Genomic DNA, 25,446 nt, shown 5'->3' with positions numbered 1-25,446 from the left:
GTGTTATATGGCTATACAAAAACAAAGCTATTTAAAAGCAGCTGATAATTCCGGTGCAGTAGATCTTATGTGTTTTCACGTTCATGGTAGCACAGGTAAAAAAGATGCTGTTATTGGCGATGTCATAAAGTGTTCTGTTAAGAAGGCGACGCCTGGTGGGCAGTTTAAAAAGGGTGATAAGGTCGATGCTGTTATTGTTAGAACAAGAAAAGAATATCGTCGTGAAGATGGTAGTTATGTCAGGTTCGGCGATAACGCTGCGGTTATTATTAAGTCGGTTGACGATAAAACTCCCGTTGCGTCTCGTATGTTTGGTCCAATTGCCCGCGAGTTGCGTGCGCTTGGATATTCAAAGATTATTTCTTTAGCCCCCGAAGTATTGTAAAGGACAACAATTATGGCACATGTAAAAAAAAATGATATGGTTGTTGTATTAACAGGAAAAGATAAAGGTAAAAAGGGTACCATTATTGATATTTTGCTTAAAAAAGGCAAAGTAATGGTTAAGGGTGTTGCAATTGCTACTCGCCATGTTAAGGCGCGTAAGCAAGGTGAAGCCTCGGTAATTAAAAAAGAAGAAAGCTACATTGATATATCCAATGTAATGCTTGTATCATAATTGTAATTAGGATTAGGCATGAACAAGACTGATAAAGCGCGTATGGCAAAGCCTTATCTAGAAAATTTGTATACATCAAAGTTTAAGCCAGCTTTGAAAGAACATCTTAAGCTTTCAAATATCATGGAAGTACCTAAGCTTTCTAAGATTGTCTTAAATGTTGGCGTTAAAGAGGCTGTTGCTGACAGTAAAGCTCTTGCTCAAGTGATTAAAGTTTTAACTGATATCTCGGGTCAGGTGGCTGTTAAGACGGCAGCGCGTAAATCTATAGCTGGTTTTAAAATCCGCGAAGGGATGAACATAGGCGCTATGGTTACATTGCGTGGTAAAAAAATGTATGAATTTTTGTATAAGCTCATTAATTTAGGGCTTCCTAAGGTTCGTGATTTCCAAGGCACTCCTGTAAAATTAGATGGTCGAGGAAATTATAATCTTGGTATTAAAGAATGGAATATTTTTCCAGAAGCAGAATCTACGGGTGTTGCTGAAAAATCATATGGTTTAAATATTACGTTTCATACTACTGCGCTTAATGATGTACATGGATTTGAATTATTAAAAACCTTTGGAATGCCATTCCGTAAGGGTAAATGAGGTAAATAATGGCTAGAAAAGCTTTAATAGAAAAATCGCTCAAAGTGCCAAAGTTTTCCGTGCGACAAAGAAATAGATGCAAATTGTGCGGTAGGCCGCGTGCGTTTATTCGTCTTTTTCAAATGTGTAGACTTTGCTTTAGAAATTTTGCGTCTAATGGTGTATTGCCAGGCGTTAAGAAAACAAGTTGGTAAAGAATAAAGGGTTATAATGTCCATTGATGCAATTGGAAATTTTTTGACTATACTACGTAATGGTATTATGAGCTCTAAGCCTCATGTAATTGCTCCGTATTCCCGTATTAAGCATACTATTGCTGAAATACTTCATAATGAAGGGTTTATTAAGAGTATTGATATTATTAATGTAGATAATAGCAAAAAAAATATAAAAATTACGCTCAAATATGTTGATGGCGAATGCGCGCTTCATTGTATAGATCGTGTAAGTAAATTGAGCCGCCGTGTTTATAAGGGTATAAATAATTTGGACCCTGTAATTGGTGGGCTTGGAATATCAATATTAACAACTAATAAAGGTGTTATTACTCACAGGCAGGCGCGCCAACTAGGTGTGGGCGGCGAAGTAATTTGCACGGTATGGTAAAAAGGTAATATATGTCAAAGATTGGCAGAAAGCCTATTAATATAGGTAACGTAGCAGTAGAAATTAAGGGGCAAGAAGTTCATTATAAGGGTAAAAAATCCTCCGGTGTTCATATTCTTCCCGATATTTTGGTGGTGCGTCTTATAGAAAAAAATATTGTATTGACTCCTCAAAGAAAGACAAACGAGACCAATAAGGTGTGGGGATTGCATAGAGCTTTATTGGCAAATGCGATTATCGGAGCTGATGTGGGTTTTGAAAAACAGCTTCGCATTATTGGTTTAGGGTTTAAGGCCATAGCAAAAGGTAATCAATTGCAATTTTCCTTAGGGTATAGTCATAAAATTGATTTTCCATTAGCTGAAGAAGTAGCTGTTGAAATAGATAAGACGGGTCAGTTGTTGACATTTAAGTCTTATGATAAAAATATTTTGGGTTTAGTATGTAGCAAAATTCGCGCATTGAGATCTCCTGAGCCTTATAAGGGAACTGGTATTCAATATGTTGGCGAGGTCATTATTCGTAAGACTGGAAAAGCTAAAGCTTCATAAAAGATAGAGATATAACAATGTCAGTACAACGAAAAATTAAAAAAAGAGCTGAGCGACGCGTTCTCAGAGTGCGCAATCGATTTGATGGTCGTTTGCCGAGAGTAAGTGTATTCAGAAGTCTTAATCATATTTATGCTCAGGTTATAGATGATAACCTTCATAAGACAATAGTTAGCTGTTCTTCGTTAGAATTAGAAAATGTATTATCAGCAAAAGATAAGACATCAAAGGCGCGTGCAGTTGGGCTTGAACTGGCTCTACGTGCTTTAAAGAATGGCGTTAACGTTGTTGCTTTTGACCGAGGAAATAAGTTATATCATGGCCGCATTAAGTCTCTCGCAGAAGGGCTTAAAGAAGGCGGAATTACCATCTAAATTTTGTTGGGGATGATTAAAAAAATGGCTGAAAGATCAGAAAAAGATTTTGTTGATACGGTAGTGAGCGTAAATCGCGTAACAAAGGTTACCAAGGGTGGAAAGAGATTTCAATTTTCAGCCTTTGTCGTGTCCGGTGATCAGCAAGGAAAAGTTGGAATTGGTTTAGGAAAAAGTCGAGAAGTGTCTTCTGCGATTGCAAAGGCAACTGCTCGTGCTCGTAAGAGTATGATTCAAGTAACAATAAGAGGGACAACGGTACCATTTGATGTTCAAGGTCGTCATGGCGCTACCAATGTTATTATTCGTTCGGCATATAAAGGAACAGGGCTTATCGCTGGTGGTGCTGTCCGAGCTGTAATGAATGCTATTGGCGTTAAAGATGTATTGGCAAAATCAATAGGACCGTCTCGCTGTGGTCAAAATCTTGTGAAGGCAACACTGAATGCATTGTCCAAGTGTCGGTCGGCTGAGCGGTTGGCGTATTTGCGTGGAAAATCAGTAACAGAAATAACCAAGGGCAACCATGTTAACTCTTAATAATCTTGTTTCTTCTGGGAAAAAAAGAAAACGTATAGGCCGAGGCGGTAGTCGCGGCGGAACTTCTGGTCGAGGCCATCAAGGACAGGGATCTCGTTCTGGTGGTAGTGTTGGTGTTGCTTATGAGGGCGGTCAAATGCCTTTGACTCGTCGTTTGCCAAAGTATGGCTTTAATAATGCGGCCTTCAGAAAAGAATTTACTATAGTAAATCTTGATTTGTTAAATAAATTATTTAATGATGGTGATCAAGTTTCGATTGAAAAATTAGTAGAAAAGAGAATAATTAAAAAAAGCGATAAGCAACCTCTCAAGGTTTTGGGTAGGGGCGCTTTGAGTAAAAAATTGTTTATTCATGCACATGCGTGGAGCAAAAGTGCTGAAGAGGCTATTAAAAATTGTGGTGGAGAGATACACGTAATTAAGGAGATGTAAGGTTGTGGTTTTGCTCAAAAACTTTAAAAATATTTTTTTTATTCCGGAATTAACTAAAAAACTTTTATTCACTCTGGGTGTTTTGATTGTTTATCGAATAGGTACATTTATACCAGTAATTGGTATAAATGTTGCTCTTTTGGCCGAACATATGAATCGCCTTGATGCAGTTGGGGGACTTTTAAGTTATTTAGATTTATTTTCAGGGGGTGCATTACAACAATGCACGCTTTTTGCTTTAGGTGTTGGTCCGTACATTACTGCTTCTATTATGATGCAGATGTTAAGCATGACGGTGCCATATTTAGAACAATTAGCTAAAGAAGGTGAATACGGACGTAAAGTTATTAATCAATATACAAGATACTTAGCATTTATTTTGAGTATTGGTTATAGCTTTGGTTATGCTACATATTTAGAAAGTGTTAATCTTGTTATTTCTCCTGGGCTTGCATTTAAGGCATTATTTGTGATGTCTTTAACAGTTGGTGCTTTGTTTGTTATGTGGCTTGGAGAGCAAATTTCATTGATGGGGCTTGGTAATGGCAGTTCTATGATAATATTTGCCGGTATTGTAGCTAGATTTCCTGAATATGTTGTTAGAACTATTCATGCGGTACAGATTGGTAATATGAATATTTTTATTGCTCTTGGTATAGCAATATTTTTTATTGTTTTAACAGCTTGTATTGTATTTTTAGAAAAGGGCGATCGTAAGATTCCGGTGCAATATGCTCGTAGAATAATTGGACAACGAGTATATGGTGGTCAAAGTACTTATATACCCTTTAAAATTAATACCGCGGGTGTTATGCCGGTTATTTTTGCTTCATCTGTTTTAAATGTATTTGTTTTTCCCATTACAATGCTTTCTCAGAAATTTGAAATACTTAAAGTTATAACGGATGTGCTTAAAGTTAATGGTTTTTTATACAACGTGTTTACTTTTGGTTTAATTGTTTTCTTCACTTTTTTTTATACTGCGCTTGTTTTTAATCCAGTTGAGCTCGCAGATAGTATGAAGAAAAATGGCGGTTTTATCCCAGGCATAAGGCCAGGCAAGCAAACGGCAGATTTTCTTGATTATATTTTAACGAGAATAGGGCTTGTTGGAGCGATCTATTTAGGTACATTGGCATTATTGCCAAATATTCTTATGGCTCTTGTTTCGATGCCTTTTTATTTGGGTGGAACTTCATTATTAATCGTAGTTGGTGTTGCATTAGAAACATCGGCACAAATAGAGTCATATCTTTTTGATAATAAATATGAAGGATTTCTAGCATCAGGTAAGCGCATAAAAGGGGCTGTGCGATAATTATGAATCGAGATATCTATATTTTCATGGGACCGCCTGGAGCTGGAAAAGGATCGTTGGCTCAATTGTGCACTAAGCGATTGGGTTGGAAACAGCTTTCAACGGGAAATTTATGCCGATATCATATTGTTATGCAAACAGAAATAGGTAAAGAAATAGATTTTTTTATAAAATCTGGTAAATTAATTCCAGATACCTTAATGATTGAAATGGTAAAAGAATGGCTCTTGGATAAGCAAAATCATGCTAATTCTTGTATTTTGGATGGATTTCCAAGGACGGTTGTCCAAGCCAAGGCGCTTGATGAATTACTTGAGAATGCGAGTTCAGGGTCGTTTTTTGTAAGAGTTATTAATATGATATTGGCGGACAAAACTGTCATTAATAGATTGATGAATCGCCTGATATGTCAAAATAGTGAATGCCAAAGGGTTTATTCGACGGGCGATGCATGTGATGATTGTTCGTCGATTTTGATTCGTCGTATTGATGATACTCATGTAACGGTTGAGCAACGATTGGTGGCATATCATAAGCATTCTCATGAGCTTATCAATTATTATTCTAGTAATGGTAAGTTTATAAAAGAGCTTCTCGTTGAGCAGCCCTTGGATGAAGTATTCGGGCAGTTTCAGGAATTAATAGGTTGTAATAATTTATGATTAGCATCAAAAATAAATATGCGCAAAAAAATATGATAGAGGCTGGAAGGCTTCTTGCCGAAGTTTTTTTTGACTTGCAGTCATACATTAAACCTGGGATGACAACATTTTCGATTGACCTTTGGATTGGTCGACAATTAAAAAATAAAAATTTAATGTCGGCAATGCGAGGATATATGGGATATAAATATGTTAGCTGCATATCTATTAATGATGAGGTTGTACATGGAATTCCGCATGAAGCGAGATATATTCAGCCTGATGATTTGGTCAAGGTAGATGTTTGTGCATCATGGAATGGTTATTGCGCTGATATGGCTCGTTGTTTTTATTTTGGCAATGACGAGCATGTTAAGAAGCTTATTGATGTTGCTATGTCTTCTTTGGATCATGGAATTGCAAAATCAATTTCAACTAATCATTTATCTGATATTTCAGCAGCCATACAGCTAACCGTTGAGCAGTATGGCTTTGGTGTCGTGCGAGACTTTGCTGGTCATGGAATTGGTAAAAAAATGCATGAGGATCCAGAGATTTTAAATTATGGTGCTCCTGGCAAGGGGCCACTGATACAAAATGGAATGGCCTTTGCGCTTGAGCCAATGATTACTTTGGGTAACTATGAAGTTTTTGTTATGGATGATGGATGGACGGTAAAGACTGTTGATAAAAGTTTTGCTGCGCATGTTGAGGATACTGTATTGATTACAGAGCATGGGCCGTCCGTGATTACAAGATTATGAGTATGAGAATTTCATGAAAAATAAACAAAAAGATGATGTAATTCGTGTTGACGGAATCGTTAAGGAAACATTACCGAATGCCATGTTTCGAGTTGAAATAGAAGGCGGCCACATTATTTTGGGGCATGTTTCCGGAAAAATGCGTATGAATTATATTCGTATTTTGCCCGGTGATAAAGTTGCGTTAGAACTATCTCCTTACGATTTAACTAGGGGCAGAATAGTTTTACGATATAAAAATGAACGATCTTAAATAGTTTTATGAGGTAATTAATCAATGAAAGTTAGAACATCGGTAAAAAAAATTTGTCGGGATTGTCGTATTATAAATCGTGAAGGCGTTGTGCGCGTTATTTGTAAAGTGAATCCACGGCATAAACAACGTCAAGGATAATAAGGGTTATTATGGCTAGAATTGAAGGTGTCAATCTTCCTCGTGAAAAAAGAATTGAATACGCGCTTCCTTACGTTTTTGGTTTGGGGCTTGTAAATTCTCGTAAGATTTTGACTAAATTAAACATTAATTTTGATACGCGTGTTAAAAACCTTGTTGATAGTGAAGTTGCTGCAATACAAAAAGAAGTAAGTAGCCATTATATAACAGAAGGTGATCTTCGTAAGGAGATTAAACTGAATATCAAGCGATTGCAGGATATTGGTTCGTATCGAGGGCTTAGGCATAAAAAATCTTTGCCTACTAGAGGCCAAAGAACTAAGACAAATGCTAGAACAAGAAAAGGGCCTCGTAAGGCTGGATCTGCTGTAGCATTAAAGCGTAAAGTAACTAAGAAATAATACATGAGGACCTATGTCTTATAAGAAAAAATCTAAAAAAAGCAAGCGCAATATTGAGTCGGCTGTTGTGCATGTTAAGTCAAGTTTTAACAATACAATAGTTTCTATAACAACGCTTGAGGGCGATGTTGTATTGAGAGGTAGTGCGGGTAGACTTGGATTTAAGGGTGCTCGTAAAGGGACGCCATTTGCGGCTTCTCAGATTGGCACATCGCTTGCAAAAGATATGTCGGCGCTTGGTATAAAAAGTCTTGAAGTTAATTTGAATGGTCCGGGATCGGGAAGAGATTCTCTTGTTCGAGCATTACAATCTTCAGGATTTGAAGTTTCTGTGTTAAGAGACGTAACTCCATTGCCTCATAATGGTTGTCGTCCTGCAAAGAAGCGAAGAGTTTAGGTTATAAATCGGAATCTTTTTATAGAGAGAAATAAATAATAATGGAAAAGAAAACAACTGGTATGACTGATCGCTCTGAGAAAAAAGAACGTTCAACAAAGCGTGCTCGTAAACTTACTGAGTATGGTCGTCAATTAGAAGAAAAACAAAAAGTTAAGCATATGTATGGTATGCGTGAGCGACAATTTAGACGTTTTTTTGCACAGGCGACCAGAAGCCAAGAGGCAACTGGGGATACATTATTAAGTTTGTTAGAACGTAGACTTGATAACGTTGTATTTCGTTTAAAGCTTTCTGCAACGCGTGCACAGGCTCGTCAAATTGTTGTACACGGACATATTTATGTCAATGGAATTAGAGTTTATTCTCCTTCATTCCTTACATCTATTAATGATGAAATAGGTTTGGCTCCATTAGTTCATAACAAAGTTGGTTTATTGGAGCAGGTTGTAGACAAGCGACTTAATACAGGGATTAAGGTTCCTGAGTGGTTAGAGTTGGATAAAAAGGGACGCAAGGGACGAGTTCTTCGCTATCCTGTTAAAAATGACATTCAAACTGCCATCGATGATTATCTCATTGTAGAGTTGTATTCTAAATAAGTTTAGTTAATGGTGATACGGTTATCTAAGAATTAAGGTTTCAGGAGATTTTATGCATAGAAAAGAGTATCGCTCCTTAACAATACCACGACTCAGTTGGAATAAAGAAACGCTTACGCGCACGTTTGGTGAGCTTACGGCGCAGCCATTGGAGCCCGGGTTTGGGATTACATTTGGCAATGCGTTACGCCGATTGCTTTTGGGGGGTGTTGAAGGATCAGCAGTTACTGCAGTCATTATTAAGGGTATTAATAATGAATTTTCCGCGTTGCCGGGCATTGTAGAAGATACTATGCAGGTTCTTCTCAATATTAAAGAAATTGTTGTAAGAAATAAGACCGGTAAGTCTGGTAAGATGGTTTTGAATATCACGCATAAAGATGTGGCTACGGTTGCAGATATTGAGTGTGATGAGCATCTCGAGCTTATTAATAAGGATCTTATTATTGCTCATATTGCTCAAGGTGGGTCCCTTCATATCGAATTTTTTGTTGATAATGGAAGAGGGTATCAGCCTGCTCAATGGCCTCTTGGTCAAGCTCTACAAGAAGATGGGAAAATATATCTTGATGCGATGTTTTCTCCTGTGAGAAAAGTTACGTACGATGTTGAAAAAACTCGTGTCGGTAAAGAAATCGATTATGATAAATTAATTTTATCGATTCATACCGATGGAACAGAAACCCCAACCGAAGTGTTGCATTATGCCGTTTCTGTTATGCGTACGCAATTAGAGCATTTTTTAATTAATCCAGAAATTCCTTTTAATGAAATTTCAGCAGTGCCTGTAGAAGAGAAAAATGAGGCGCTTGATGAAGATCATGAGTTAGGCTTAAAAGGTGTTGCTGTTGATATTTTGCTAAAACCAATAGATGTTTTAGAATTTTCTGTAAGAGCACATAATTGTCTTATAAATGCTGGTATTAAGCGCATTATTGATCTTGTTAACCTCAGCGAAGACAAGCTTTTGAACATTAAAAATTTTGGGTCAAAATCTTTTGATGAAGTCATAGAGGGCATGAAGGCATTCGGTCTTTCCTTAGGTATGAACATTAAGGAAGCTGATTTGAAAAAATTACACGAAAGAACAGAACATGAATCATCAAAACGGTAGAAAAAAATTAAATCTAAATCCTGCCCATAAGCGTTCATTGATGCGTAATCAGGCTATGATTTTAATTACGCATGGTACATTGACGTCAACAAAGGCTCGTATTAAAGAAGTACGACGCTTTGCTGAAAAGCTTGTTACTCTTGCGCGTGAAGGTAATACTTTTAACGCACGTCGTAGAGCAAAAGCTTTATTGCCGTACAAAGAAGAAGTTTTGGTAAAATTGTTTACTGAAATTGCTCCACGTTATGTGCAACGTCCAGGTGGCTATACACGCATTATACCATTGGGAAAACGTATGAGTGATACAGCTACCATGGCTAAATTAGAATGGGTGCTGTAGTATTTGTATGAATACTGAAATAGTTGTAAAAATAGAACAAGTTCTTAATGACATGCGCCCATACATTCTTAAAGATGGCGGAGATATAACATTTGTATCTTTCGTTGATGGAATTGTACATCTCAAATTGCATGGCGCATGTACTCATTGTGCGATGTCATTTTATACGCTGAAATTGGGCATTCAAGAACGCCTCATTTCAGAAGTCCCTGAAGTGAAAGAAGTCGTCGCAGATAATTAACAATAAGAATTTTATAGTTATATTAAAAGCCTGATTATATCAGGCTTTTTTTATATGTGTAAATAGGAGATTCGTGAAGATATATAGAGAAAAATTATTTCTCACGTTGGTTTTATCGGGTTTGCTATCAGTGATGTGCGGTGTTCAAGCACAAAATGATATGATGCGCAGGGCAGAAAAAGCGGTGATAGCGCTTATTAAAAATCAAACTGGTATAACTCAGAACGAGTTTTTGGTTAAAAATGGCCGCCAGGCAGCCTGGGCTATGTACACCATCCAGGATGACACTCTTAATATTGTGCTTGTTTTGGTAAAATCTGACTTTGATAGTAACGCATCTGAAAAAGAATTAATTATGCAATTATTAGAAAAAACTCAAAATTTAGACGTGATTCGCATAATTCGTAGATTGCCATCTGATGAAAATGATCTCATTGAGATATATAAAGATCTTGGTTTTGAAGAATCTAAGTCCCGTATTCCTGATAAAATTGAATTAATTAAAACACTCGAATACAAATAAGCAAATATTTATAGTTATGTTAAAGCCTGAATGCTGAATTATATCACATCAGGCTTTAATTGTTATTGAGGGTATTTTACTTTATTAAAATAAAATAGTTAGAATGGAGACATAATTGTAAAGCTCTTTTGTATGAGGGTGTTTTATTGAAGTCTTTATTTGTATATTTGTGGTTATTAGCAGTTATTAGTATCACAAATCTTTCGGGTGCATCGTTTGATGCCGGCCCTCATCATAATAATTCTTACGATAGATATCTACAGTGGCAGGCGCATAGTCAGATGGTTATGCATAGCCACAACAGCAATGTATGGCTGAATAATGAACAGTGTTATGGCGTGTGCAACGCGGCTCATAATACTACTTTTCAGCCACAAGCATGTTCTGTGAGTGGCGATTTTAATGACACTGAGATTGAGCCGTGCGCTTGCGCAAACGCATGCAGATGGCGGTAGGTTCTATGATAATAGGTATGAGTTGCATGTTGACACGCATAATAACTTAAAAAAATTAGGCGTTGATCTGGTAGCTGCTGATATTGCGCAGTGCACGGGCGATTACATTCAGCAATATATGCATGCGCATTTGATGTATTCGTTATATAAAATTGGCACGGTGCCGCAGGCACATGAACCTATCACGCGGGTATTGCATTATGCCGTTGCATTAAATAGTATTGGTCGCGATCATAATAAAAAGCATAATATTGCTCAGGCAGTTTTTGCAAAAATGGCATGTGATGCGGTGACTGACTATGCAAGAACCGTTGCCAAGTATGTGCTTGTTGCAGGAGAGGGTCTTTGTGAAGGTGCTATTAATGGTATAAAAGACAATTTTTTAGCACTGGGTGTTGTAGGCAAAGCCGCGCTGGATGCGGCAACGTATCCTGAAGAAACACTTGATAAAATACATGATGCATTTAATACAGCTGTTGTGGCGGTTGCTCGGCTTGCCATAGAGTATCGCTTGTTAAGAAAACATGATGATGTAGCACTTAAAAAATTAGAAGCATATATCAGCACGCTGGCATGCCAGGGGTGCGATGCCTTTGCGCAGTGGAACAGAGAAACACCCCGTCATCAAAAAGTTAAATCGATTTTTAGATTTTTTTCAGAATGTTATACATCGAGTAAGCTTTCGGGCTTGCTTTTGCAAGCGGTAGCAAAGCCGATTGCCATCGAGGCTACGTTATTAGGCAATATTTTTAAAAATCCAGAAGCAGCTCTCGCCCGAGAAATTGTTGATATTACGTTAAACAGCATTGGCAAAGACCCCCAGCTGATAAAAGAAGTGATAACATGTGCCCAAAAAGATGTAGAATTTTTTCAGAAATCCAAAGCTATCGGCACAAGTGTTGGCAAAGAAGTGTCCAAACTTTTATCAGAATCATTGTCAGCGCCTACAATTTTTGAAAAAAACGCGAAACATATTTTTAGAAATGCTTCCGGTCATTTGGCAGATACATATGAAAATAGAAAATTATTAATTAGTATAACATCTGATGCAAAAAATTTACTTGGCATTGACAAGTATGGAAATGAATGGTTTGCAAAAACTTTGCCTGATGGTAAACAGGTATGGTCATCAGTAAGAAGTAATTTAATTAGAAATGGTGGATTGAATGATAGTCCGCGAGTGTTTAATAATATAACTGGTCTCAGTAGTTTGTAGGAAAATTATGGATTGTGAATTAACAAAGTTGCAAGCTTTTAATGTTATGAGAAAATTTTTGGAAAATTATTATGAAAAAACTTTGTCGGATGATATAGGGGCATTACTTGGCGACTTGCAGTTATTACAGGATAACAGGACGGCTGATCCAGCCGCTTGGAATGACTGGCTTAATTGTATTAACCAAATTGTGAATGAAAAGTAGTGCGTTTGTTATCAAAAAAAATTTATAATAATACTTCGGCGCTATTATTTTTGTACGTATTGCAAGAGAAAAGTATGAATATAAAAAAATGTAGTATTGTTGGGGTGTTTTTGGTGATGGCGAATAGTGGGCAGGTGCGTAGAGACGTTTTGGAAAAGGTTGTGCAGCAGGCTAAAAGAGAAAAAATCTTTTCTTATGACTTAGGCGTTATGCTGATTCCAAGTAAAAAAGACACAGCAGGGGTGACGATTTGTTGTCATGGGTACGGCGCCAGTAATCAAATAGGGCGTTCTATTAATTCATATCATGTACTGTCTGATCATATTATGAGTTTTAACTTTCCTGATTACAATCTACATGCTCGGCCGTATGATCCCAAAAAGAGTACGTTTGGCAGTATACAAGAAATTCTCCCACTCCTATATATACTTAAATTATGCGTTATTGATGCGCAGGTACCATCCGTTAATCTGTATGGCTTTTCTGCTGGCGGTGGAGCGATTATTAATTTGTTGAGTATATTATATGGGACAAAGTATAATCAAGAGTTACAGAATATTGGCATTGTTACTGAAATTAAGAAAAAAATATTAACAGCGGTGGAAGCAGGGCATGTTATTCTTGATTGCCCATTAAAATCTTGGGAAGAGGTTATGGCACTGCGTGGCGTTTCACGAGATTTTTCTATTATTGCTGAGCGATATGTTCTTAATAATATGCGCCCTATCGATGTGCTGAAAGATTTACAAGATATGCATCTTACTATTTTTCTTCATTTTCAAGTGCCCGATGAGATTTTGAGTAATCGTGACGACGCTTTATTTATTGAGCGGTTGCGTAAGGCGAATACAGGAGTTACTACCGTTACATTGGGGCATGATGCAGGGCATAATAGTTTTCATACGCTGTTATGGAACGGCTACAAAAAAAGCTTGTCTACTGCGTCGAAGGATACATGCTTAATCTCATGAAATTGTTCTAGCGATATGTTATAGACGTGTTGATATATATCTGCAATGCTGCCTTTAAAATTATTTTTTATGGCACCATCTGTAGTATTACAGGTGCTTTTTTCTTCTAATTGCAAAGCAACTGACACATCATGGACGCTTTCTGCGTTGGGGCCTTCTATTTCTACTAGCGTATCGAGTCCCGGCCATCTATCTATGGTTACTTTGACTCTGTCCAGCTTCCAGGTTTCTCTATAATTTTCTTGATAACACGATGATGCAAAACCCATATTATCGAACAGATAAAAGACTTGCTTAATATCTGTATGTGCTTTGTCGTGTATATCAATTTCTATTTCTTGCGTTCCATCAATGGCGGCAGAATCAGTTATTTGTTTTAAGGTGATTGTTATCGCATCATGCTCTTCACGTACCCGTAGCCATTTGCCTGGAGCTAGATGGTATACTTTTCTTTTCATAAGAAATTCAGTTTCATACAATTCTGCCGAAATTTCTTGTAATCGTTTAATGATCTCTTGTTTATTTATAGCGTAGTAACGTAGTTCATATTCTATGTTCATGTGCCAGTGTTCTTTCATTGTGAAATTTTTGGTTGCACATCGTTTTTCTCGTTGCAAGTGATCCAATATTTTCTTTTAACCATGATATTTTTTCACGCGATAAGCTACTTTTTTTAATATCATATTTTTCTATGTCTTTGAGCGTTATTATCAAGTCTTTATCCGCTGCAGCATGAGTTACTTGATGCAGATATTCTTCAAAAATAAGCATTATACTATATAAAGCATAAAATGCGTTATTTTTTTCATTATTGAGCGCTTTATGTATATCTATTATGAGTGATATATATTCAAGATCGAGTGTTTGCAAAATATCAATCGGCTTAAAATTTTTATCTAATATTTTTATAAAGCCATGTTTTCTGCGTTGTTCCATGAGTTCAATGTGTATTCCACTGATAACTTTTGATAAATATTGAGTAAAATTTTCATTATTTTTGTTATACATGAGCGTAGCGTACGCTTCTTTTTGATTATTTGTTAAATTGTTATTATTTTTAAATAATTCAATTAATTGATCATAATTAATAATAGAATGATATGATTGCGCCAAATAAGAAAATCTATATTCATAAGCAGCAGACGCGATTAATTCACCTTCTCTGCTAAACATATCGGTAGTGTGCGGATTGCCCACTTTTTGTAAAAAATCGGCATATTTTTTTAAAATTCCATTTTTTTCTAATAAATCATAGGTCCAAAAATGGTCAAAGCTATCATGAATGGGTAAAGATGCTTTTGAATTTTTAAAGCCATTGATTGTTATACATCTTTCATTTTTTATTTGTTCCAAGATGGGGCAAAAAGGATTGATTTGGGCTATTTTTTTTATTGCCGGTATTTTACTTGTATCTAGTGTGATCCGTAATCCTTTGGTTCGCAATGCATGTAAAGATCTTGATGGATGAGCCGTTTGCTTTATTTCGTAATCATCATTCCATGTATGTCCATAATTACTGTATATTCTAGAAATTACATCATTGATGATGCTTATTTCTGAACCTTTACAAAAATCTTGTGTGTGGTTGTACATGTTGTGTATGTACTCATGTGGCAATGCTAAAATGGCATGTATAGTATTGTGATAATTCTTATGCGTACCTTTAATTTTTTGCCATTGAGTAAGTGCGGTAACTTTATTTTGCGACGTTATGAGACAATGCGACAGTTGATGCATGAGAAAAGCGTCTGAAGAATCATTAATAATAAATCCAGTTTGCGCGCTGATGATATCGGCAACTTTCGATTTAAGTTCTAATGTGTAAATATGATTAAATTCATCAAGCTTAATATTATCATTAATGTTTTTAAGCTTGGTAATATTTTTTATTTTATCATCTATATCGTGAGTAATTGTACTTATCTGGAGGGCTGATTCGACGGCATTATTAAAATATTTTTTTTCTTCCATCGAATATAATGCGTAGAAAGATGACGAATATAAAACTGAAATTAAATACATATGTAGAGTATTTTTACACATAGCAATCCTGTCTTTGTTATTTGTTTTATTTTTTTTGCTATTCTAACAGGAATACATTGCAGTGTCTAATTTGATTGTACGTAATTATTTTTTTTATATTATTTATATGCTTGTAGATTGTTAATTTTTTTCTGTTCGAAGAATGTTGCGACGGGGGCAAATAATGGTTCTGGTAATTGATTAATATCAAACCATTTCCAGAATTCAGCCTTGTCCGGTTCTTTAATTTCCGGCGAGCCGGAAAACTGCGTCACAAGTGTAAAAATAGTAATGTAATGCTTCTGTTCTTGCTCGAAAATAGTGTTCACCCAGGACAATGTCTCTATGCTATCGGCTATTAATCCAGTTTCTTCAAACAGTTCCCGCGCTGCGCAGTGCTCTACGGTTTCTCCAAATTCTAGATGCCCACCCGGCGGCGACCATGTGCCTACACCATGAGCATTTTTACGCTTGGCGAGCAGGAGCTTGTTGTCTTGTATTACCAAGACCCCAACTCCAACTCTCGGAAATTTTTGTCGTGTCATAGTCATTACCTGTGTGTGTATTGAATTTTGAAAATAAAGTAATTTTTTCAGTATAACAATTATCAAAATTAGTGCTTGAATAAGTGAATTTATGGGTTGAGGGAGAGATTGAATTCGTCGCAGATGGGGCATTTTGCGGCATCATTCATATGCGTTATGCAATGAGTATGAAATTGATTGTGGCCGCACAGTAGTTGAAAGCGGGTTGAATCATCTATATTTTCTCCGCAGACACAACAGCGATAGCACATGCTTTCTGCAGAAAGATATCTTTCGAAGACATTGACCATCTGCCTATAATCCTCGCGGGTGAGATTAAATAATTTTTGATATATTTGTGGTTGTGCTAAAAGTGTCTCGAACGCCGTTTTTCTATTGTTATTTTTTATAGAAAAATCTATGCCGGCTCCTAATAATCGGAGCATCGTTTTTTGATGACGAATATAATGCCAATTGACTGCATTGTGAAGTGCTGTGTCTCCAAATACATCCTGCGCATCAACTTCTGTTTCTGGTATTTCTAGTAATTTTTTTACATTTTGTTCGTGTCCATTATACGCTGCAACAATTAAAGGAGTTTCGTGAGTTCCTGGTTTTCTACTGTTAATATCAACCCTATCAATAAACGTTTCTAGATCGTCAGGTTTTCCATTTTTAGCCCATTTAAAAAATTGTTTTTCTAGGTTGTCCATGGAAAAAAGATGCATTGCGCTGCCTAAATAGGCAAGTATAAAAAAATATTTTGACATAGCACCCCCTTGTATATCCTAGGCTTTATTTATTTCAAGTATAAAATATGTTAAAAAAAATAATCAACATTTGTCTATAGATAGTTTTTTCTGGGTGCTATATTTTGGAATTGTTTTTTGTTGTGTGTTATCGCTATAATAATTATATATCTACTTACCAGGAAAGAAGTGCTCTTATGAAAAATTATTTATTGCTTGTAGCTGTTATCTTTATCAACATACTTTCTGCGCATGCGGCTGTGCAAGAACAGGCCGTTATACCCATAGTCGTTATCGGTTCCGGCCCAGCTGGTTTGACGGCGGCTATACAGGCGGCGCGATTGGGGTATGAAACATTGATTGTAGCAGGACCAAAGCCCGGAGGGCAGTTGACGGGTGCAAGCGCTGTAGAAAATGTTCCGGCAGTTGATGTGTTGCCAGGCATAGATATTATCAAAAAAATGGAGGAACAGGCACGGTCTGCAGGGGCGGAATTTTTAGAGGGATCGGTTACCGATATGGATTTTTCTAGTTGGCCATTTGTGCTCACATTAGATTTCGATAAAAAAATACAGGCTTATTCTGTGATCATTGCAACCGGATCAGCGCCGCGCAGACTTGGTATTCCCGGTGAATCACATTATTGGGGTATGGGTGTTTCTTCATGCGCAGTATGTGATGGTTTTTTGTACACAGATAAAAAAGTTGCGATTATTGGTGGTGGGGACTCCGCCATTGAACACGCTCTCAATATTCCTTACGCTCAGCATATTACTATTTTTGTTCGTAAAAGTCGTATGCGTGCAATGCATCATATGCAAGAACGTATACGCGGGTATGACAATGTGAGCATAGAATATAATAAAGAGGTGCTTAAAATTATTGGCGACGGACAAAATGTTACGGGTCTAGAGATTAAAGACGGTGCAACGGGCGACATTTCATTCTTCCCCTGCGATGGCGTTTTTGTCGCTATCGGACATAACCCTAATTCAGAACTTTTTAAAGATCATATACAGTTAGCTCATGACGGTTATATTTATCTTGGTACGCGTAGTCAGCAAACATCAGTTCCAGGCGTTTTCGCCGCAGGAGATGTTGCTGATAGTAAATTTAGGCAAGTGAGTACGGCAACAGGTACCGCTGCTCAAGCAGGATTTGAAGCGGTGGAATTTTTACGCAAGAATCATATTCTTGATAAAGCCCACCGTCAATAAGTTTTTATGCCTGTGCTGTAGATGTTGTTTGTGCGATAGCATCAAGTGTTGACAGAGCTTTTTTGTACACGCTTAAGCCAGATTGGTCATAAAGCTTTTGGTAATACTCTTTTAAAAGCTTGGTGTCGCCCAATATTTTAGCGGCATCAGTAACGATACTTTTTTGAGTTTGATGAGAAAAAAACATAAGCATGAGCATATTTGCAGTGGCTTTTGTAACGCACCAGGTAGCAGCATAGTATGCGACATGGTTAATATTTTTATTGCAAAATTCGCCAAGTTTTTCACTTACTAATTCTGTAATAATCGGTGCTATAATCGCTGCACATACGGTTTGAATAGTTTTTTTATTTTTAGCATGTGCGATAGTTAGGGCGATGACCATATTTTTTTCATCAGCACTTGTTGCATCAAAGTATGCTTCGTTAATCCATATACAATCGCGAACGTTGAGGTGTGTTATTCCAGATCGATTCAAAATCGCCTCCGCCATGTCTTGCCTGAAGCGATATACGGTGCAGGTAAGGCCTAATTTTTGTGCTTGAGCATCAAAAAGCGCTTGCGTTTCTGGTTTAACTGGTGCGGCGCCATGGATGCTGCGTATGAGGCTATCCATCGAAAATGTTGCCATGATAGTTGCTATCGATGGGAATAAGCTCACGCCCCAATGAAGAGTCGAGTCGCTCATGGGAGTTGCGCCAACTATAGTTGTCACAGTTGTTGTATATGATGATTGGGCTGCTGTTGCGTAGCCAAGCATAGCTGCGATAAGAATGATTTTGTTTGTTTTCATAACAATCTCCCAAAAATTTAAATTTTTCAAACTGTATTTTTTATAAAAATACTTATTTTTTTCTATCAATATTGAATTATATCACAAATAGTATATTTTTCAATAAAAACAAGAAACTGGGGGCCAAAATCGGCCCCCAGGAGTAATTTAAGCAAATAACTGAGCTTCTCGCGCAATGTCTAAGGCGACTCTGGCATTGCTTGCGCCCGGACTGAGCGTAAATGGATATACCAGTTTGTCGTCAGCATTCTTTATAGGGGCATCAACTTTGTAGTTAGCGCACAATGGGCTGGCTTTGCCCAATTCTTTGAGCTTATTAAAGTGCGTTGCATAGATAAATTGAACGTTATCAAGAGCTGCTATTCTTTTTACAAATTCATATGCGCATGCTTCGCCATCTTCGGCGACGGTGCCGGTAAAGAGTTCGTCAAGTGCAAAGAAAAATTTTGTATCTGGTTGCAATGTTTTGATAGTTTGCAAAATATCCTGTGCTCGTTTTACTTCTGATGCAAATAATGAAAGCCCGTTCAAAATATTATCAGAAATATTGAGGTAAGAATGTACGACGTCAAACATAGTTGCTTCGAATGTTTCTGCGGCGGCTACACCAAATGTTTGGCCAAGTACAATATTTTGTAGTATTGCTCTAATTGCTGTCGTTTTACCACCAGCATTTGGCCCGGTCAAAATTATGTTTTTTTGTTCTGAGATATTATTTGGAACTGCATTTTTGACCAAAAGATTCCAGAATTTTTGAGCGCGTACAACTGGTTGTGCATCGTCTACAAAAGTAACAAAGCATAGTTTATTGTTTGTTGTGTTAGATTCTATGATTTTGGTTGCTATTGCATTATAAGCGTCCATTTCTGCAATAGAAGCGAGCACGCCTGCAAGATGCTTTTCTTGTTGGTACACTTTATACAGAAATGTATGCACCATTGGCGTCATGAACAAGAGTGCTTTTTTATTTTGATATCTTGGATGCTTTAATGCTTGCATTAATTCCAGCGCGTTTGGATCTTTGATTGCGCTTACGGTAAATTGATTCTTGATATTGTGCTTTACGCAGAGGGCGTCCAATTTTTCTGCTATCGCGATCATGCAATTAAGCGCATGCATTTTTACGCGCTTGCCTGATGCTAACGAATAATCTTTATGCAAGTTATATGCGAATAAGCTGCTCACTAATCCACAACCGAGTACGCCTTTTGCTGGTTCAAAATAGTCAATGCCTGCCCTGGCAGATTGATAGATTGTTTTACCCGCCAAACAGGTTCCAATAAAATATCCTGTGAAATTTGTTAAGTTGTAAGCTGTTCCTATTATGTTGCCCGTGGGATTTAAATAGAAAAATTCATAGATAGGGTACATTTTTGGAGTTTGTTTTTTGATCACTTCTAGTTGTTGTAACTCAGGACACGTTTGGCCCTTGAAAAAATCAGACATCAATTTAACAACTTCTTGTTCTTCTTGATAAGCAGCTTCGATAAGTTGTTCGACTTCTTTTTTCAACTCAGGATTTTCTACTAAAGCTCTGATAGCATTTTGTCTGTTGGCAAGGACAGAGTTTTTGTCTTGGGGGCTAACAGGATGTTTAAGCGTTTCTGCTATAAAAGATTGCCCAATTAATGTTTTGCAGTCAAAAAAGTTGGCTATTTCTGGAATATTTAAGTCGTTTGAAATATTTTCTGTATCGGCATATGCAATATGTTCTTTGTTATATGCTGATACGCCCGTTTCTTCATGAGACATAATACTTGTGATTTTATTTTTGCCGGAGCTGTAATCGGCCACTACCGGATCTGCTGCATGAGTATGTGCAGCTGCTATCGCGATAAAAAGCGCTGTTACTAGTTTTTTTGAGATGATCATGGTCTCTCCCGTGATTTAGTTTTTGATATAATGCTATCTAGCGCATAATTATGACAGCTATGCACAATTAAGCAATTTCTTACTATATTTTCTGTTTATAAGTTTCTTATATAATTTCTTATATAATTATGTCGATCGGTGTAGTAACCAGACATGTTTTCTGCGCCACATACTATCGCCGCGGCAAAACTCACCCCTGCTCCTAAAAAGCATGCTGCAAAGTAATATTTGTATTCAGTTGAGAGCTTTATTATTTCTTGCCAGAAAGATATTTCTTTTATTCGATCATAGAGCATTATTATCTGGCTGCCCTGTCCTAGGAATGCAAGGCCAATACCAATGAGGCAGACGCAGGCTACTGCTAATAAAGCTTTTTTTGACTCGCTTGATAACCATGCATTATGCTCACAATCTTCTGCAATCGCTTGCGCTTTTTGTATGAGTTGTGCCTTTTCTGTTGCAGTAAGTATTGTATTTTTTGATAATGCTTCTATTTTTTTAAAATCTTGATCTTCTACTGCTTGCATAAGCGGAGAATGTGCGCTCATGCATGTATGAGTGATCGCTGCGATTAATACTAATTGTTTAAACATGGAGCGCGCTTTTGAGCCAATGGGTTGCATACATATAAGCTCCTATTCCAATTATTGTAATGCCTAGGCATGTTTTTGGATAACGTTGAACAAAATTCCCTTGAGGAAGTTGATCAGCCGGAACCTCGACTGTAAGGCTATAGAAGAGTTGTGGCGTATGGCTTTGAGCCGCTGGCGGTAGATTGCACGAAAAATTTTTCTTTTCATATAAACTTCGAGCTTTAACATTGTCGGTTTTAACGGCGAGAAATATGATAGGCGTATTTTCTTGTTTAAGCGTTGCAAGGGCATGATCAAGCAGCATTTCTCCATAGCCATTATGCTGATAATCTGTATCAATACCAATAAGATGTATCATGCCATATCGTCCTATATGAAACGTGCAGAAAGTGCCGTTGTAGGCGATATAATTAACAAAGCCAATAGTTTTACCATCAATGCGTATAACGTCAGTTATAAATTTAGAGCTTTCTAAGTATTTGTTTGTTGTGCCTTCAGGCTGACCGAGGAATTCATAGGTTAATGTCTCGTAATTATCTTTCAATATTTTTTGTATTGCTTCGCCATCACGTGCTTTATTGTATCTTTCAATAATCGGGCCCATAGCCGATATGCTAAAACTTACTAGTAATATGTGTAAAATAGAAATAGATTTAAATATTTTCACGGTTTCCTCCACAGCTGTTTTTTGCATTTTAATACTTATTATATAGAAATTATGCAGATTTTCCACATAATATTTCTTTGGCGACACGTGTCATTTCTTCATCCATAGCGCGTGCTTTCGGCGCATATTTATAGCGTATCTCATTATAGGCTGTGGCGTATTCTAGTGTTCCTACGTTGAGGTTGCCGCCAGATTTTTCAGTCATCAATTGGAGTTCATGGATAGCATCAGGATTTTCTGCCATTGATGCAAGTTGCGTTCTTGCTTCAGCATGCTTTTTGGCAAGATCGGCGTAGGCACCTTTTAATTTTTCCATAGATTCAGCATGTATCGTTTGTTTAAGCGTCATATCTGGGCGCATGATTGCTTGTGCGTTATTTAAATTATGATTTTTTTCAAAATTGAGGAGTTGATCTTCGATTTTTGCTATTTCTGGGATAAGACTATTTTGTAATGTAACACATTCTTCATGAAATTCTGGTGAGTAGGTCACATTATATTTTTGCAACAAAGCTTCTTTTTTTTGTGCAAAATCACGATAGGCTGGCCATGTTTTTTCAATGAGCGCTTTTCTTTGTGCGTATAACTCTTTTAATTCTTTGATGAGCGCGTCTCTATTTTGGGGCGATAAATTATACTGTTTTATTATGCAATCGATGACGCTATCCTGCACTGCGTCTATATGTGTGATGGTTGGACTGATTTTTTCTTCGATATTTTTTTGCTGAACATGCGGCGTCAGTATGAGTGATACACCATCGGTTCTTATTTTGAGTACTGAGCCTTCACTAATATTGAGCAATTCCAAAATTGCCTTATCGAAAACAAGAGCATTGCTATTACCGTATTTAACGAGTTTTTTTAACATAAATCCCCCCAGGATTATACAGAATTATAATAAAATACTTAATCTAGTATATACAATGTGTATACATTGTCAAATATATATTTGGGGGTTGTTGTTATCCCTGGTGAATAACATTAACGGTGCTGCCGTGGGGGCCTTTGTGGACAAAGAACTGCGTAGGGAATTGGTCTTTCATAGAAGCGAGGTGGGAGACAATAATAATTTTTGAAAAATTATCTTGGATTTTATGCAGGGCGTCCATGATGTGGGCGAGGCCTTCTTCATCTTGTGAGCCAAAGCCTTCATCAATAATGAGTGTTTGTAATGAAGTGCCAGCTCTGCGGGCGAGCAGTTGAGAAAGCGCGATGCGCAGGGCAAAGTCTATTCTAAAGGCTTCTCCCCCAGAAAAAAGTTCATAGGGGCGAATGCCCATAGCGTCAGATATATTGATAATGAGGGTTTCTTTGATGCCACCATTTTTTAAATCTTTAAGTGACTCGATGTGTATTTGTGCTTGATTTTCGGTTAATTTGCTGAGTAATGCGTTGGCATCATGTTCAAGTTCTGGAAGAGCATTTTCTATTAAAAGCGCTTGAATGCCTTCTTTTCCAACAGCTTGTGCCAATACCTGCAGATTATCTAATTGTTGCTCAAGTTCTAATAGACGCTTTTGATTAATGCCTAATTCTTCTTGATATTTTGCGATTATTGCTTGCTGTTGTTCGAGTCTGCCTTTTTGCTGGAGAACGCCATTTTTTTGTTCGCTGAGCTTATTGAGTGTTCGTTTGTGTTCTGCGCACAAGTCTTCTATGTGCGTCATGCGCTCTTGTATTGTCGAATTGCTAATAAGTTGGGCTAATTTTTTTAATTCTAATGCATGCATTTTGCATTGTTCTATTGATGCGCGAATCGCGATGCGTCTATGCTCTTGCCCGTGTAATTCTTTTTGTAAGTTATTATATTCTGTGCGATAAATATTCGCTTTGTCGTATTGCACTTTTATATGTTCGTAGTGAACTTGATCAAAACTGAGCGCGGTTATTTTTTGTTCGAGCTCGCTTATTGCAAGCGCTAATTTTTGATAGTCGGGGTTATTTTTTGTTGTGTGCTCATATTGTGATTCTGTTGTTGTTGTGAGCGTGATAGCGTCTTGCAGCTGTTTTTGAGTATCTGCTATTTTGGTCAATAGTTCTTGTATATTTTTGTGGGTGTTCTTTTTTTGTTCAGCAAGTAGCGCTATTTGTTCTAGCAGCGCAGTATATTGGGTTGTATAGGCAATATGATTATGCTGTTCTTTTTTGAGTGCTTCTATGCGTGTGCGTTGTTCGAGTAGTAACTCTTTTAAGTGCGTTAATATGCTCGATAGGCGTGTTATGTGATGATGTGAAAGCGCTTCCTGTTGTGCAAAATGATTAAGTACGGTTTGCTGTAGTAATGGGTTAAGTTCTTGTGTGCAGAGAGGACAGTTCGATTGTTGGTTGATGCTGTGTTTTTGAGTATTTTGCGTTGTCACTTGTTCGCGTAAAGACGTCAACTTGGTCGTAAATTTGTGATAATAATTTTTTCTTTTTTCGTATTGTTGTTCTTCGATAATAAGCTTCTGTTGATGGGCAACAGAATTTTTAAGTGCATTTTCTAGTATTGCTTTTTTTTGTGCATATTCGGTTTCTTGCTGGCACAGTTGTGCGTATTTTTCTTGATAATCAGTGCTCTTTTGTGCAAGCGTATTTGCATTTAATTTATGGCCAGAAATAGTGTTTTCTATGCTTGCTATTGTACGCATATGTAGTGTATTCAACTCAGTAGTAAGTTTATTAAGTGCCTGCTGTGTATGCATTACTTGTGCTTGCAGGCTAATGCGTTGCGCATATTGTTCTTGCAATGCATAAAATTCTTTTTCAAGCAAAAAAAGTGTATCGGCGGAATAGCCTTGAGCGGTTATTTTTTTGTGATGCAAGCGCCGCCAATGCGTACTTTCTTGGGATATATATTTTTTTATTTCGTGTACTTGTTTGAGAAGTGATGCGTGTTGTGCAATTAATAACTGATGTTGAGAATATTCTTGGTCAAGCTTTTTTTTCTCTTGATCTAACAGCTCAAGTTGTTTATTGCTCGTATGTTCATGAGTAATAATTATCGCGAGCGTATCACATGTTGTTTGATAGGACGCGGTGATACTTGGGGCATGCTCAATTTCTTGAATAATTCTGGTATTTGTCTTATCCAAGTATTCTTTTTCATGCGTATATATTTTTGTTGCATCTAAAATGCGTCTTTTGATTGATTCAAACTGTTCTAGTCCTAAAATTGAGCATAATATATCTTTGCGCTCTTTGGGTGATTTTTTTGAAAATTCGTGTGATTGGCCTTGTCGTAAAAAAATAGAATTAACAAATGTTTCAAAATTAAGGCCGATAATTTTTTCAATTTTTTCTTGTGTGGTCCGAATAGTTTTATCAGTCAGTGATTTATATGTTCCCGATGCGTCTAATATGCCAAATTCAACATTGGTGTAAGACTTATTAGTACTTAAAGTAAATTCTCGCTTGGCGCGATAGGTTGTATTGTTGCAGATAAAATCAAGTGTGACGGACATGTTGTTTTGTCCTAGTCGAACAAGCCCTTCGTCAGCTTTAACGGTGCCAGAAATTTTGCGTGCTTGTCCCCATAATGCCCAGGTTATTGCATCTAAAAGTGCCGATTTGCCGTGGCCATTTTTACCGGATAAACACATGAGTTGATATGGTTCGAAATCGATCGTTTGCGCTGGGTATCCGTAGCTCAAGAAATTTTTAATACTAATTTTTAGTGGAATCATAGTATTATTACTGTAGCTACTTTTTTATTTTTTTACAAACAGCTG

36 protein-coding genes are annotated in these 25,446 nt (G+C 37.1%); 26 read left to right on the top strand and 10 right to left on the bottom strand.

Translation table 11 applies throughout. The annotated features are described in order from the left end of the window. Positions 1-7: 7 nt before the first annotated feature. The 25 genes from rplN to WC707_03215 all read left to right on the top strand — a co-directional run bounded on the left by rplN (position 8) and on the right by WC707_03215 (position 13,299). Complete coding sequence (rplN, locus tag WC707_03335; protein ID MFA6066189.1) at positions 8-385, top strand: 50S ribosomal protein L14; 378 nt, start codon at positions 8-10, stop codon at positions 383-385. Between the two features lie 12 nt (positions 386-397). Continuing rightward, positions 398-619: a 50S ribosomal protein L24 gene (rplX, locus tag WC707_03330; protein ID MFA6066188.1), complete on the top strand. Its 222-nt coding sequence runs from the start codon at positions 398-400 to the stop codon at positions 617-619. A gap of 18 nt (positions 620-637) precedes the next feature. Next, positions 638-1,213 carry a 50S ribosomal protein L5 gene (rplE, locus tag WC707_03325; protein ID MFA6066187.1) on the top strand — a complete coding sequence of 192 codons (576 nt, stop codon included), beginning with the start codon at positions 638-640 and terminating at the stop codon, positions 1,211-1,213. Between the two features lie 8 nt (positions 1,214-1,221). Beyond that, positions 1,222-1,407 carry a type Z 30S ribosomal protein S14 gene (locus WC707_03320; protein ID MFA6066186.1) on the top strand — a complete coding sequence of 62 codons (186 nt, stop codon included), beginning with the start codon at positions 1,222-1,224 and terminating at the stop codon, positions 1,405-1,407. 16 nt (positions 1,408-1,423) lie between these two features. Then, positions 1,424-1,819: a 30S ribosomal protein S8 gene (gene rpsH / locus WC707_03315; protein ID MFA6066185.1), complete on the top strand. Its 396-nt coding sequence runs from the start codon at positions 1,424-1,426 to the stop codon at positions 1,817-1,819. An 11-nt stretch (positions 1,820-1,830) separates the two neighbouring features. Further along, positions 1,831-2,370 (top strand): 50S ribosomal protein L6, encoded by a 540-nt coding sequence (rplF, locus tag WC707_03310; GenBank protein ID MFA6066184.1) that lies wholly within the window; start codon positions 1,831-1,833, stop codon positions 2,368-2,370. A 17-nt stretch (positions 2,371-2,387) separates the two neighbouring features. Then, positions 2,388-2,744, top strand: a complete 357-nt coding sequence (gene rplR, locus WC707_03305) for a 50S ribosomal protein L18 (GenBank protein MFA6066183.1) — start codon at positions 2,388-2,390, stop codon at positions 2,742-2,744. Between the two features lie 12 nt (positions 2,745-2,756). Next, positions 2,757-3,284, top strand: a complete 528-nt coding sequence (rpsE, locus tag WC707_03300) for a 30S ribosomal protein S5 (GenBank protein MFA6066182.1) — start codon at positions 2,757-2,759, stop codon at positions 3,282-3,284. Then, entirely contained in the window at positions 3,271-3,717 is a 447-nt protein-coding gene (gene rplO, locus WC707_03295) for a 50S ribosomal protein L15 (protein ID MFA6066181.1), read from the top strand. Before rpsE ends, rplO begins: the two co-directional genes overlap by 14 nt. A gap of 4 nt (positions 3,718-3,721) precedes the next feature. Continuing rightward, positions 3,722-5,035, top strand: coding sequence for a preprotein translocase subunit SecY (gene secY / locus WC707_03290; protein ID MFA6066180.1), 1,314 nt, complete (start codon positions 3,722-3,724; stop codon positions 5,033-5,035). 2 nt (positions 5,036-5,037) lie between these two features. Next, the gene (locus tag WC707_03285) at positions 5,038-5,697 is read left to right on the top strand and encodes a nucleoside monophosphate kinase (GenBank protein ID MFA6066179.1); all 660 of its coding nucleotides are present in this window, start codon (positions 5,038-5,040) and stop codon (positions 5,695-5,697) included. Continuing rightward, positions 5,694-6,440, top strand: coding sequence for a type I methionyl aminopeptidase (gene map, locus WC707_03280; GenBank protein ID MFA6066178.1), 747 nt, complete (start codon positions 5,694-5,696; stop codon positions 6,438-6,440). Before WC707_03285 ends, map begins: the two co-directional genes overlap by 4 nt. Positions 6,441-6,453: 13 nt before the next feature. Then, positions 6,454-6,693, top strand: coding sequence for a translation initiation factor IF-1 (infA, locus tag WC707_03275; GenBank protein MFA6066177.1), 240 nt, complete (start codon positions 6,454-6,456; stop codon positions 6,691-6,693). A gap of 24 nt (positions 6,694-6,717) precedes the next feature. Further along, the gene (gene rpmJ / locus WC707_03270; GenBank protein ID MFA6066176.1) at positions 6,718-6,834 is read left to right on the top strand and encodes a 50S ribosomal protein L36; all 117 of its coding nucleotides are present in this window, start codon (positions 6,718-6,720) and stop codon (positions 6,832-6,834) included. An 11-nt stretch (positions 6,835-6,845) separates the two neighbouring features. Next, complete coding sequence (gene rpsM / locus WC707_03265; protein MFA6066175.1) at positions 6,846-7,235, top strand: 30S ribosomal protein S13; 390 nt, start codon at positions 6,846-6,848, stop codon at positions 7,233-7,235. A gap of 13 nt (positions 7,236-7,248) precedes the next feature. Further along, positions 7,249-7,632, top strand: coding sequence for a 30S ribosomal protein S11 (gene rpsK / locus WC707_03260; GenBank protein MFA6066174.1), 384 nt, complete (start codon positions 7,249-7,251; stop codon positions 7,630-7,632). Between the two features lie 41 nt (positions 7,633-7,673). Next, complete coding sequence (gene rpsD, locus WC707_03255; GenBank protein ID MFA6066173.1) at positions 7,674-8,234, top strand: 30S ribosomal protein S4; 561 nt, start codon at positions 7,674-7,676, stop codon at positions 8,232-8,234. Positions 8,235-8,286: 52 nt separating this feature from the next. Further along, positions 8,287-9,348: a DNA-directed RNA polymerase subunit alpha gene (locus WC707_03250; protein ID MFA6066172.1), complete on the top strand. Its 1,062-nt coding sequence runs from the start codon at positions 8,287-8,289 to the stop codon at positions 9,346-9,348. Next, positions 9,329-9,688: a 50S ribosomal protein L17 gene (gene rplQ / locus WC707_03245; GenBank protein ID MFA6066171.1), complete on the top strand. Its 360-nt coding sequence runs from the start codon at positions 9,329-9,331 to the stop codon at positions 9,686-9,688. Before WC707_03250 ends, rplQ begins: the two co-directional genes overlap by 20 nt. A 7-nt stretch (positions 9,689-9,695) precedes the next feature. Beyond that, positions 9,696-9,929, top strand: coding sequence for a NifU family protein (locus WC707_03240; GenBank protein ID MFA6066170.1), 234 nt, complete (start codon positions 9,696-9,698; stop codon positions 9,927-9,929). Between the two features lie 73 nt (positions 9,930-10,002). Continuing rightward, positions 10,003-10,452 (top strand): hypothetical protein, encoded by a 450-nt coding sequence (locus WC707_03235; protein ID MFA6066169.1) that lies wholly within the window; start codon positions 10,003-10,005, stop codon positions 10,450-10,452. 146 nt (positions 10,453-10,598) lie between these two features. After that, complete coding sequence (locus WC707_03230) at positions 10,599-10,907, top strand: hypothetical protein (protein ID MFA6066168.1); 309 nt, start codon at positions 10,599-10,601, stop codon at positions 10,905-10,907. Then, a complete protein-coding gene (locus WC707_03225; protein MFA6066167.1) occupies positions 10,855-12,123 on the top strand; it encodes a hypothetical protein in 1,269 nt (422 codons plus the stop codon). Before WC707_03230 ends, WC707_03225 begins: the two co-directional genes overlap by 53 nt. A gap of 7 nt (positions 12,124-12,130) precedes the next feature. Next, positions 12,131-12,328, top strand: a complete 198-nt coding sequence (locus WC707_03220) for a hypothetical protein (GenBank protein MFA6066166.1) — start codon at positions 12,131-12,133, stop codon at positions 12,326-12,328. 74 nt (positions 12,329-12,402) lie between these two features. Further along, positions 12,403-13,299, top strand: coding sequence for a hypothetical protein (locus WC707_03215; protein MFA6066165.1), 897 nt, complete (start codon positions 12,403-12,405; stop codon positions 13,297-13,299). Here WC707_03215 and WC707_03210 read toward each other — a convergent pair. From WC707_03210 to WC707_03195, 4 genes are all read right to left on the bottom strand, one after another. Next, positions 13,248-13,859: a CYTH domain-containing protein gene (locus WC707_03210; GenBank protein ID MFA6066164.1), complete on the bottom strand. Its 612-nt coding sequence runs from the start codon at positions 13,857-13,859 to the stop codon at positions 13,248-13,250. The two genes, WC707_03215 and WC707_03210, sit on opposite strands and share 52 nt — an antisense overlap. Continuing rightward, the gene (locus tag WC707_03205; protein MFA6066163.1) at positions 13,843-15,342 is read right to left on the bottom strand and encodes a hypothetical protein; all 1,500 of its coding nucleotides are present in this window, start codon (positions 15,340-15,342) and stop codon (positions 13,843-13,845) included. Before WC707_03205 ends, WC707_03210 begins: the two co-directional genes overlap by 17 nt. A 98-nt stretch (positions 15,343-15,440) precedes the next feature. Beyond that, positions 15,441-15,866 carry an NUDIX hydrolase gene (locus tag WC707_03200; GenBank protein ID MFA6066162.1) on the bottom strand — a complete coding sequence of 142 codons (426 nt, stop codon included), beginning with the start codon at positions 15,864-15,866 and terminating at the stop codon, positions 15,441-15,443. An 89-nt stretch (positions 15,867-15,955) separates the two neighbouring features. Then, the gene (locus tag WC707_03195; protein MFA6066161.1) at positions 15,956-16,615 is read right to left on the bottom strand and encodes an ankyrin repeat domain-containing protein; all 660 of its coding nucleotides are present in this window, start codon (positions 16,613-16,615) and stop codon (positions 15,956-15,958) included. A 176-nt stretch (positions 16,616-16,791) separates the two neighbouring features. Between WC707_03195 and WC707_03190 the strand changes: the two genes are divergently transcribed. Continuing rightward, positions 16,792-17,811: an FAD-dependent oxidoreductase gene (locus WC707_03190; protein MFA6066160.1), complete on the top strand. Its 1,020-nt coding sequence runs from the start codon at positions 16,792-16,794 to the stop codon at positions 17,809-17,811. Between the two features lie 4 nt (positions 17,812-17,815). Here WC707_03190 and WC707_03185 read toward each other — a convergent pair whose 3' ends face one another. The 6 genes from WC707_03185 to WC707_03160 all read right to left on the bottom strand — a co-directional run bounded on the left by WC707_03185 (position 17,816) and on the right by WC707_03160 (position 25,401). Then, positions 17,816-18,604: a hypothetical protein gene (locus tag WC707_03185; protein MFA6066159.1), complete on the bottom strand. Its 789-nt coding sequence runs from the start codon at positions 18,602-18,604 to the stop codon at positions 17,816-17,818. A 147-nt stretch (positions 18,605-18,751) separates the two neighbouring features. Continuing rightward, complete coding sequence (locus WC707_03180; GenBank protein ID MFA6066158.1) at positions 18,752-20,476, bottom strand: hypothetical protein; 1,725 nt, start codon at positions 20,474-20,476, stop codon at positions 18,752-18,754. 95 nt (positions 20,477-20,571) lie between these two features. After that, positions 20,572-21,069 carry a hypothetical protein gene (locus WC707_03175; protein MFA6066157.1) on the bottom strand — a complete coding sequence of 166 codons (498 nt, stop codon included), beginning with the start codon at positions 21,067-21,069 and terminating at the stop codon, positions 20,572-20,574. Continuing rightward, the gene (locus WC707_03170) at positions 21,062-21,736 is read right to left on the bottom strand and encodes a GNAT family N-acetyltransferase (protein MFA6066156.1); all 675 of its coding nucleotides are present in this window, start codon (positions 21,734-21,736) and stop codon (positions 21,062-21,064) included. Before WC707_03170 ends, WC707_03175 begins: the two co-directional genes overlap by 8 nt. Positions 21,737-21,785: 49 nt before the next feature. After that, a complete protein-coding gene (locus tag WC707_03165) occupies positions 21,786-22,604 on the bottom strand; it encodes an AbrB/MazE/SpoVT family DNA-binding domain-containing protein (protein MFA6066155.1) in 819 nt (272 codons plus the stop codon). Positions 22,605-22,698: 94 nt separating this feature from the next. Then, the gene (locus WC707_03160; protein ID MFA6066154.1) at positions 22,699-25,401 is read right to left on the bottom strand and encodes an SMC family ATPase; all 2,703 of its coding nucleotides are present in this window, start codon (positions 25,399-25,401) and stop codon (positions 22,699-22,701) included. Between the last annotated feature and the right edge of the window lie 45 nt (positions 25,402-25,446).

The organism is Candidatus Babeliaceae bacterium, assembly GCA_041660765.1.
Lineage (GTDB): Bacteria > Babelota > Babeliae > Babelales > Babelaceae > JBAZVR01.
The sequence above is the reverse complement of the archived record's forward strand: the minus strand, read 5'-3'. Positions and strand labels throughout refer to the sequence as shown.

What these genes read in the sequence shown, in the direction of transcription:
- rpmJ (MFA6066176.1), top strand. Translation starts at nt 6,718, where the DNA reads ATGAAAGTTAGAACATCGGTAAAAAAAATTTGTCGGGATTGTCGTATT.
- rpsH (MFA6066185.1), top strand. Translation starts at nt 1,424, where the DNA reads ATGTCCATTGATGCAATTGGAAATTTTTTGACTATACTACGTAATGGT.
- WC707_03210 (MFA6066164.1), bottom strand. Translation starts at nt 13,859, where the DNA reads ATGAACATAGAATATGAACTACGTTACTACGCTATAAATAAACAAGAG.
- WC707_03160 (MFA6066154.1), bottom strand. Translation starts at nt 25,401, where the DNA reads ATGATTCCACTAAAAATTAGTATTAAAAATTTCTTGAGCTACGGATAC.
- rplO (MFA6066181.1), top strand. Translation starts at nt 3,271, where the DNA reads ATGTTAACTCTTAATAATCTTGTTTCTTCTGGGAAAAAAAGAAAACGT.
- WC707_03285 (MFA6066179.1), top strand. Translation starts at nt 5,038, where the DNA reads ATGAATCGAGATATCTATATTTTCATGGGACCGCCTGGAGCTGGAAAA.
- map (MFA6066178.1), top strand. Translation starts at nt 5,694, where the DNA reads ATGATTAGCATCAAAAATAAATATGCGCAAAAAAATATGATAGAGGCT.
- rpsD (MFA6066173.1), top strand. Translation starts at nt 7,674, where the DNA reads ATGGAAAAGAAAACAACTGGTATGACTGATCGCTCTGAGAAAAAAGAA.
- rpsM (MFA6066175.1), top strand. Translation starts at nt 6,846, where the DNA reads ATGGCTAGAATTGAAGGTGTCAATCTTCCTCGTGAAAAAAGAATTGAA.
- WC707_03175 (MFA6066157.1), bottom strand. Translation starts at nt 21,069, where the DNA reads ATGTTTAAACAATTAGTATTAATCGCAGCGATCACTCATACATGCATG.
- WC707_03165 (MFA6066155.1), bottom strand. Translation starts at nt 22,604, where the DNA reads ATGTTAAAAAAACTCGTTAAATACGGTAATAGCAATGCTCTTGTTTTC.
- rplX (MFA6066188.1), top strand. Translation starts at nt 398, where the DNA reads ATGGCACATGTAAAAAAAAATGATATGGTTGTTGTATTAACAGGAAAA.
- rpsK (MFA6066174.1), top strand. Translation starts at nt 7,249, where the DNA reads ATGTCTTATAAGAAAAAATCTAAAAAAAGCAAGCGCAATATTGAGTCG.
- WC707_03240 (MFA6066170.1), top strand. Translation starts at nt 9,696, where the DNA reads ATGAATACTGAAATAGTTGTAAAAATAGAACAAGTTCTTAATGACATG.
- WC707_03220 (MFA6066166.1), top strand. Translation starts at nt 12,131, where the DNA reads ATGGATTGTGAATTAACAAAGTTGCAAGCTTTTAATGTTATGAGAAAA.
- rpsE (MFA6066182.1), top strand. Translation starts at nt 2,757, where the DNA reads ATGATTAAAAAAATGGCTGAAAGATCAGAAAAAGATTTTGTTGATACG.
- WC707_03320 (MFA6066186.1), top strand. Translation starts at nt 1,222, where the DNA reads ATGGCTAGAAAAGCTTTAATAGAAAAATCGCTCAAAGTGCCAAAGTTT.
- WC707_03190 (MFA6066160.1), top strand. Translation starts at nt 16,792, where the DNA reads ATGAAAAATTATTTATTGCTTGTAGCTGTTATCTTTATCAACATACTT.
- WC707_03215 (MFA6066165.1), top strand. Translation starts at nt 12,403, where the DNA reads ATGAATATAAAAAAATGTAGTATTGTTGGGGTGTTTTTGGTGATGGCG.
- rplE (MFA6066187.1), top strand. Translation starts at nt 638, where the DNA reads ATGAACAAGACTGATAAAGCGCGTATGGCAAAGCCTTATCTAGAAAAT.
- rplN (MFA6066189.1), top strand. Translation starts at nt 8, where the DNA reads ATGGCTATACAAAAACAAAGCTATTTAAAAGCAGCTGATAATTCCGGT.
- infA (MFA6066177.1), top strand. Translation starts at nt 6,454, where the DNA reads ATGAAAAATAAACAAAAAGATGATGTAATTCGTGTTGACGGAATCGTT.
- WC707_03225 (MFA6066167.1), top strand. Translation starts at nt 10,855, where the DNA reads ATGACACTGAGATTGAGCCGTGCGCTTGCGCAAACGCATGCAGATGGC.
- WC707_03180 (MFA6066158.1), bottom strand. Translation starts at nt 20,476, where the DNA reads ATGATCATCTCAAAAAAACTAGTAACAGCGCTTTTTATCGCGATAGCA.
- rplR (MFA6066183.1), top strand. Translation starts at nt 2,388, where the DNA reads ATGTCAGTACAACGAAAAATTAAAAAAAGAGCTGAGCGACGCGTTCTC.
- rplF (MFA6066184.1), top strand. Translation starts at nt 1,831, where the DNA reads ATGTCAAAGATTGGCAGAAAGCCTATTAATATAGGTAACGTAGCAGTA.
- WC707_03185 (MFA6066159.1), bottom strand. Translation starts at nt 18,604, where the DNA reads ATGAAAACAAACAAAATCATTCTTATCGCAGCTATGCTTGGCTACGCA.
- WC707_03200 (MFA6066162.1), bottom strand. Translation starts at nt 15,866, where the DNA reads ATGACACGACAAAAATTTCCGAGAGTTGGAGTTGGGGTCTTGGTAATA.
- WC707_03195 (MFA6066161.1), bottom strand. Translation starts at nt 16,615, where the DNA reads ATGTCAAAATATTTTTTTATACTTGCCTATTTAGGCAGCGCAATGCAT.
- WC707_03205 (MFA6066163.1), bottom strand. Translation starts at nt 15,342, where the DNA reads ATGTGTAAAAATACTCTACATATGTATTTAATTTCAGTTTTATATTCG.
- WC707_03250 (MFA6066172.1), top strand. Translation starts at nt 8,287, where the DNA reads ATGCATAGAAAAGAGTATCGCTCCTTAACAATACCACGACTCAGTTGG.
- rplQ (MFA6066171.1), top strand. Translation starts at nt 9,329, where the DNA reads ATGAATCATCAAAACGGTAGAAAAAAATTAAATCTAAATCCTGCCCAT.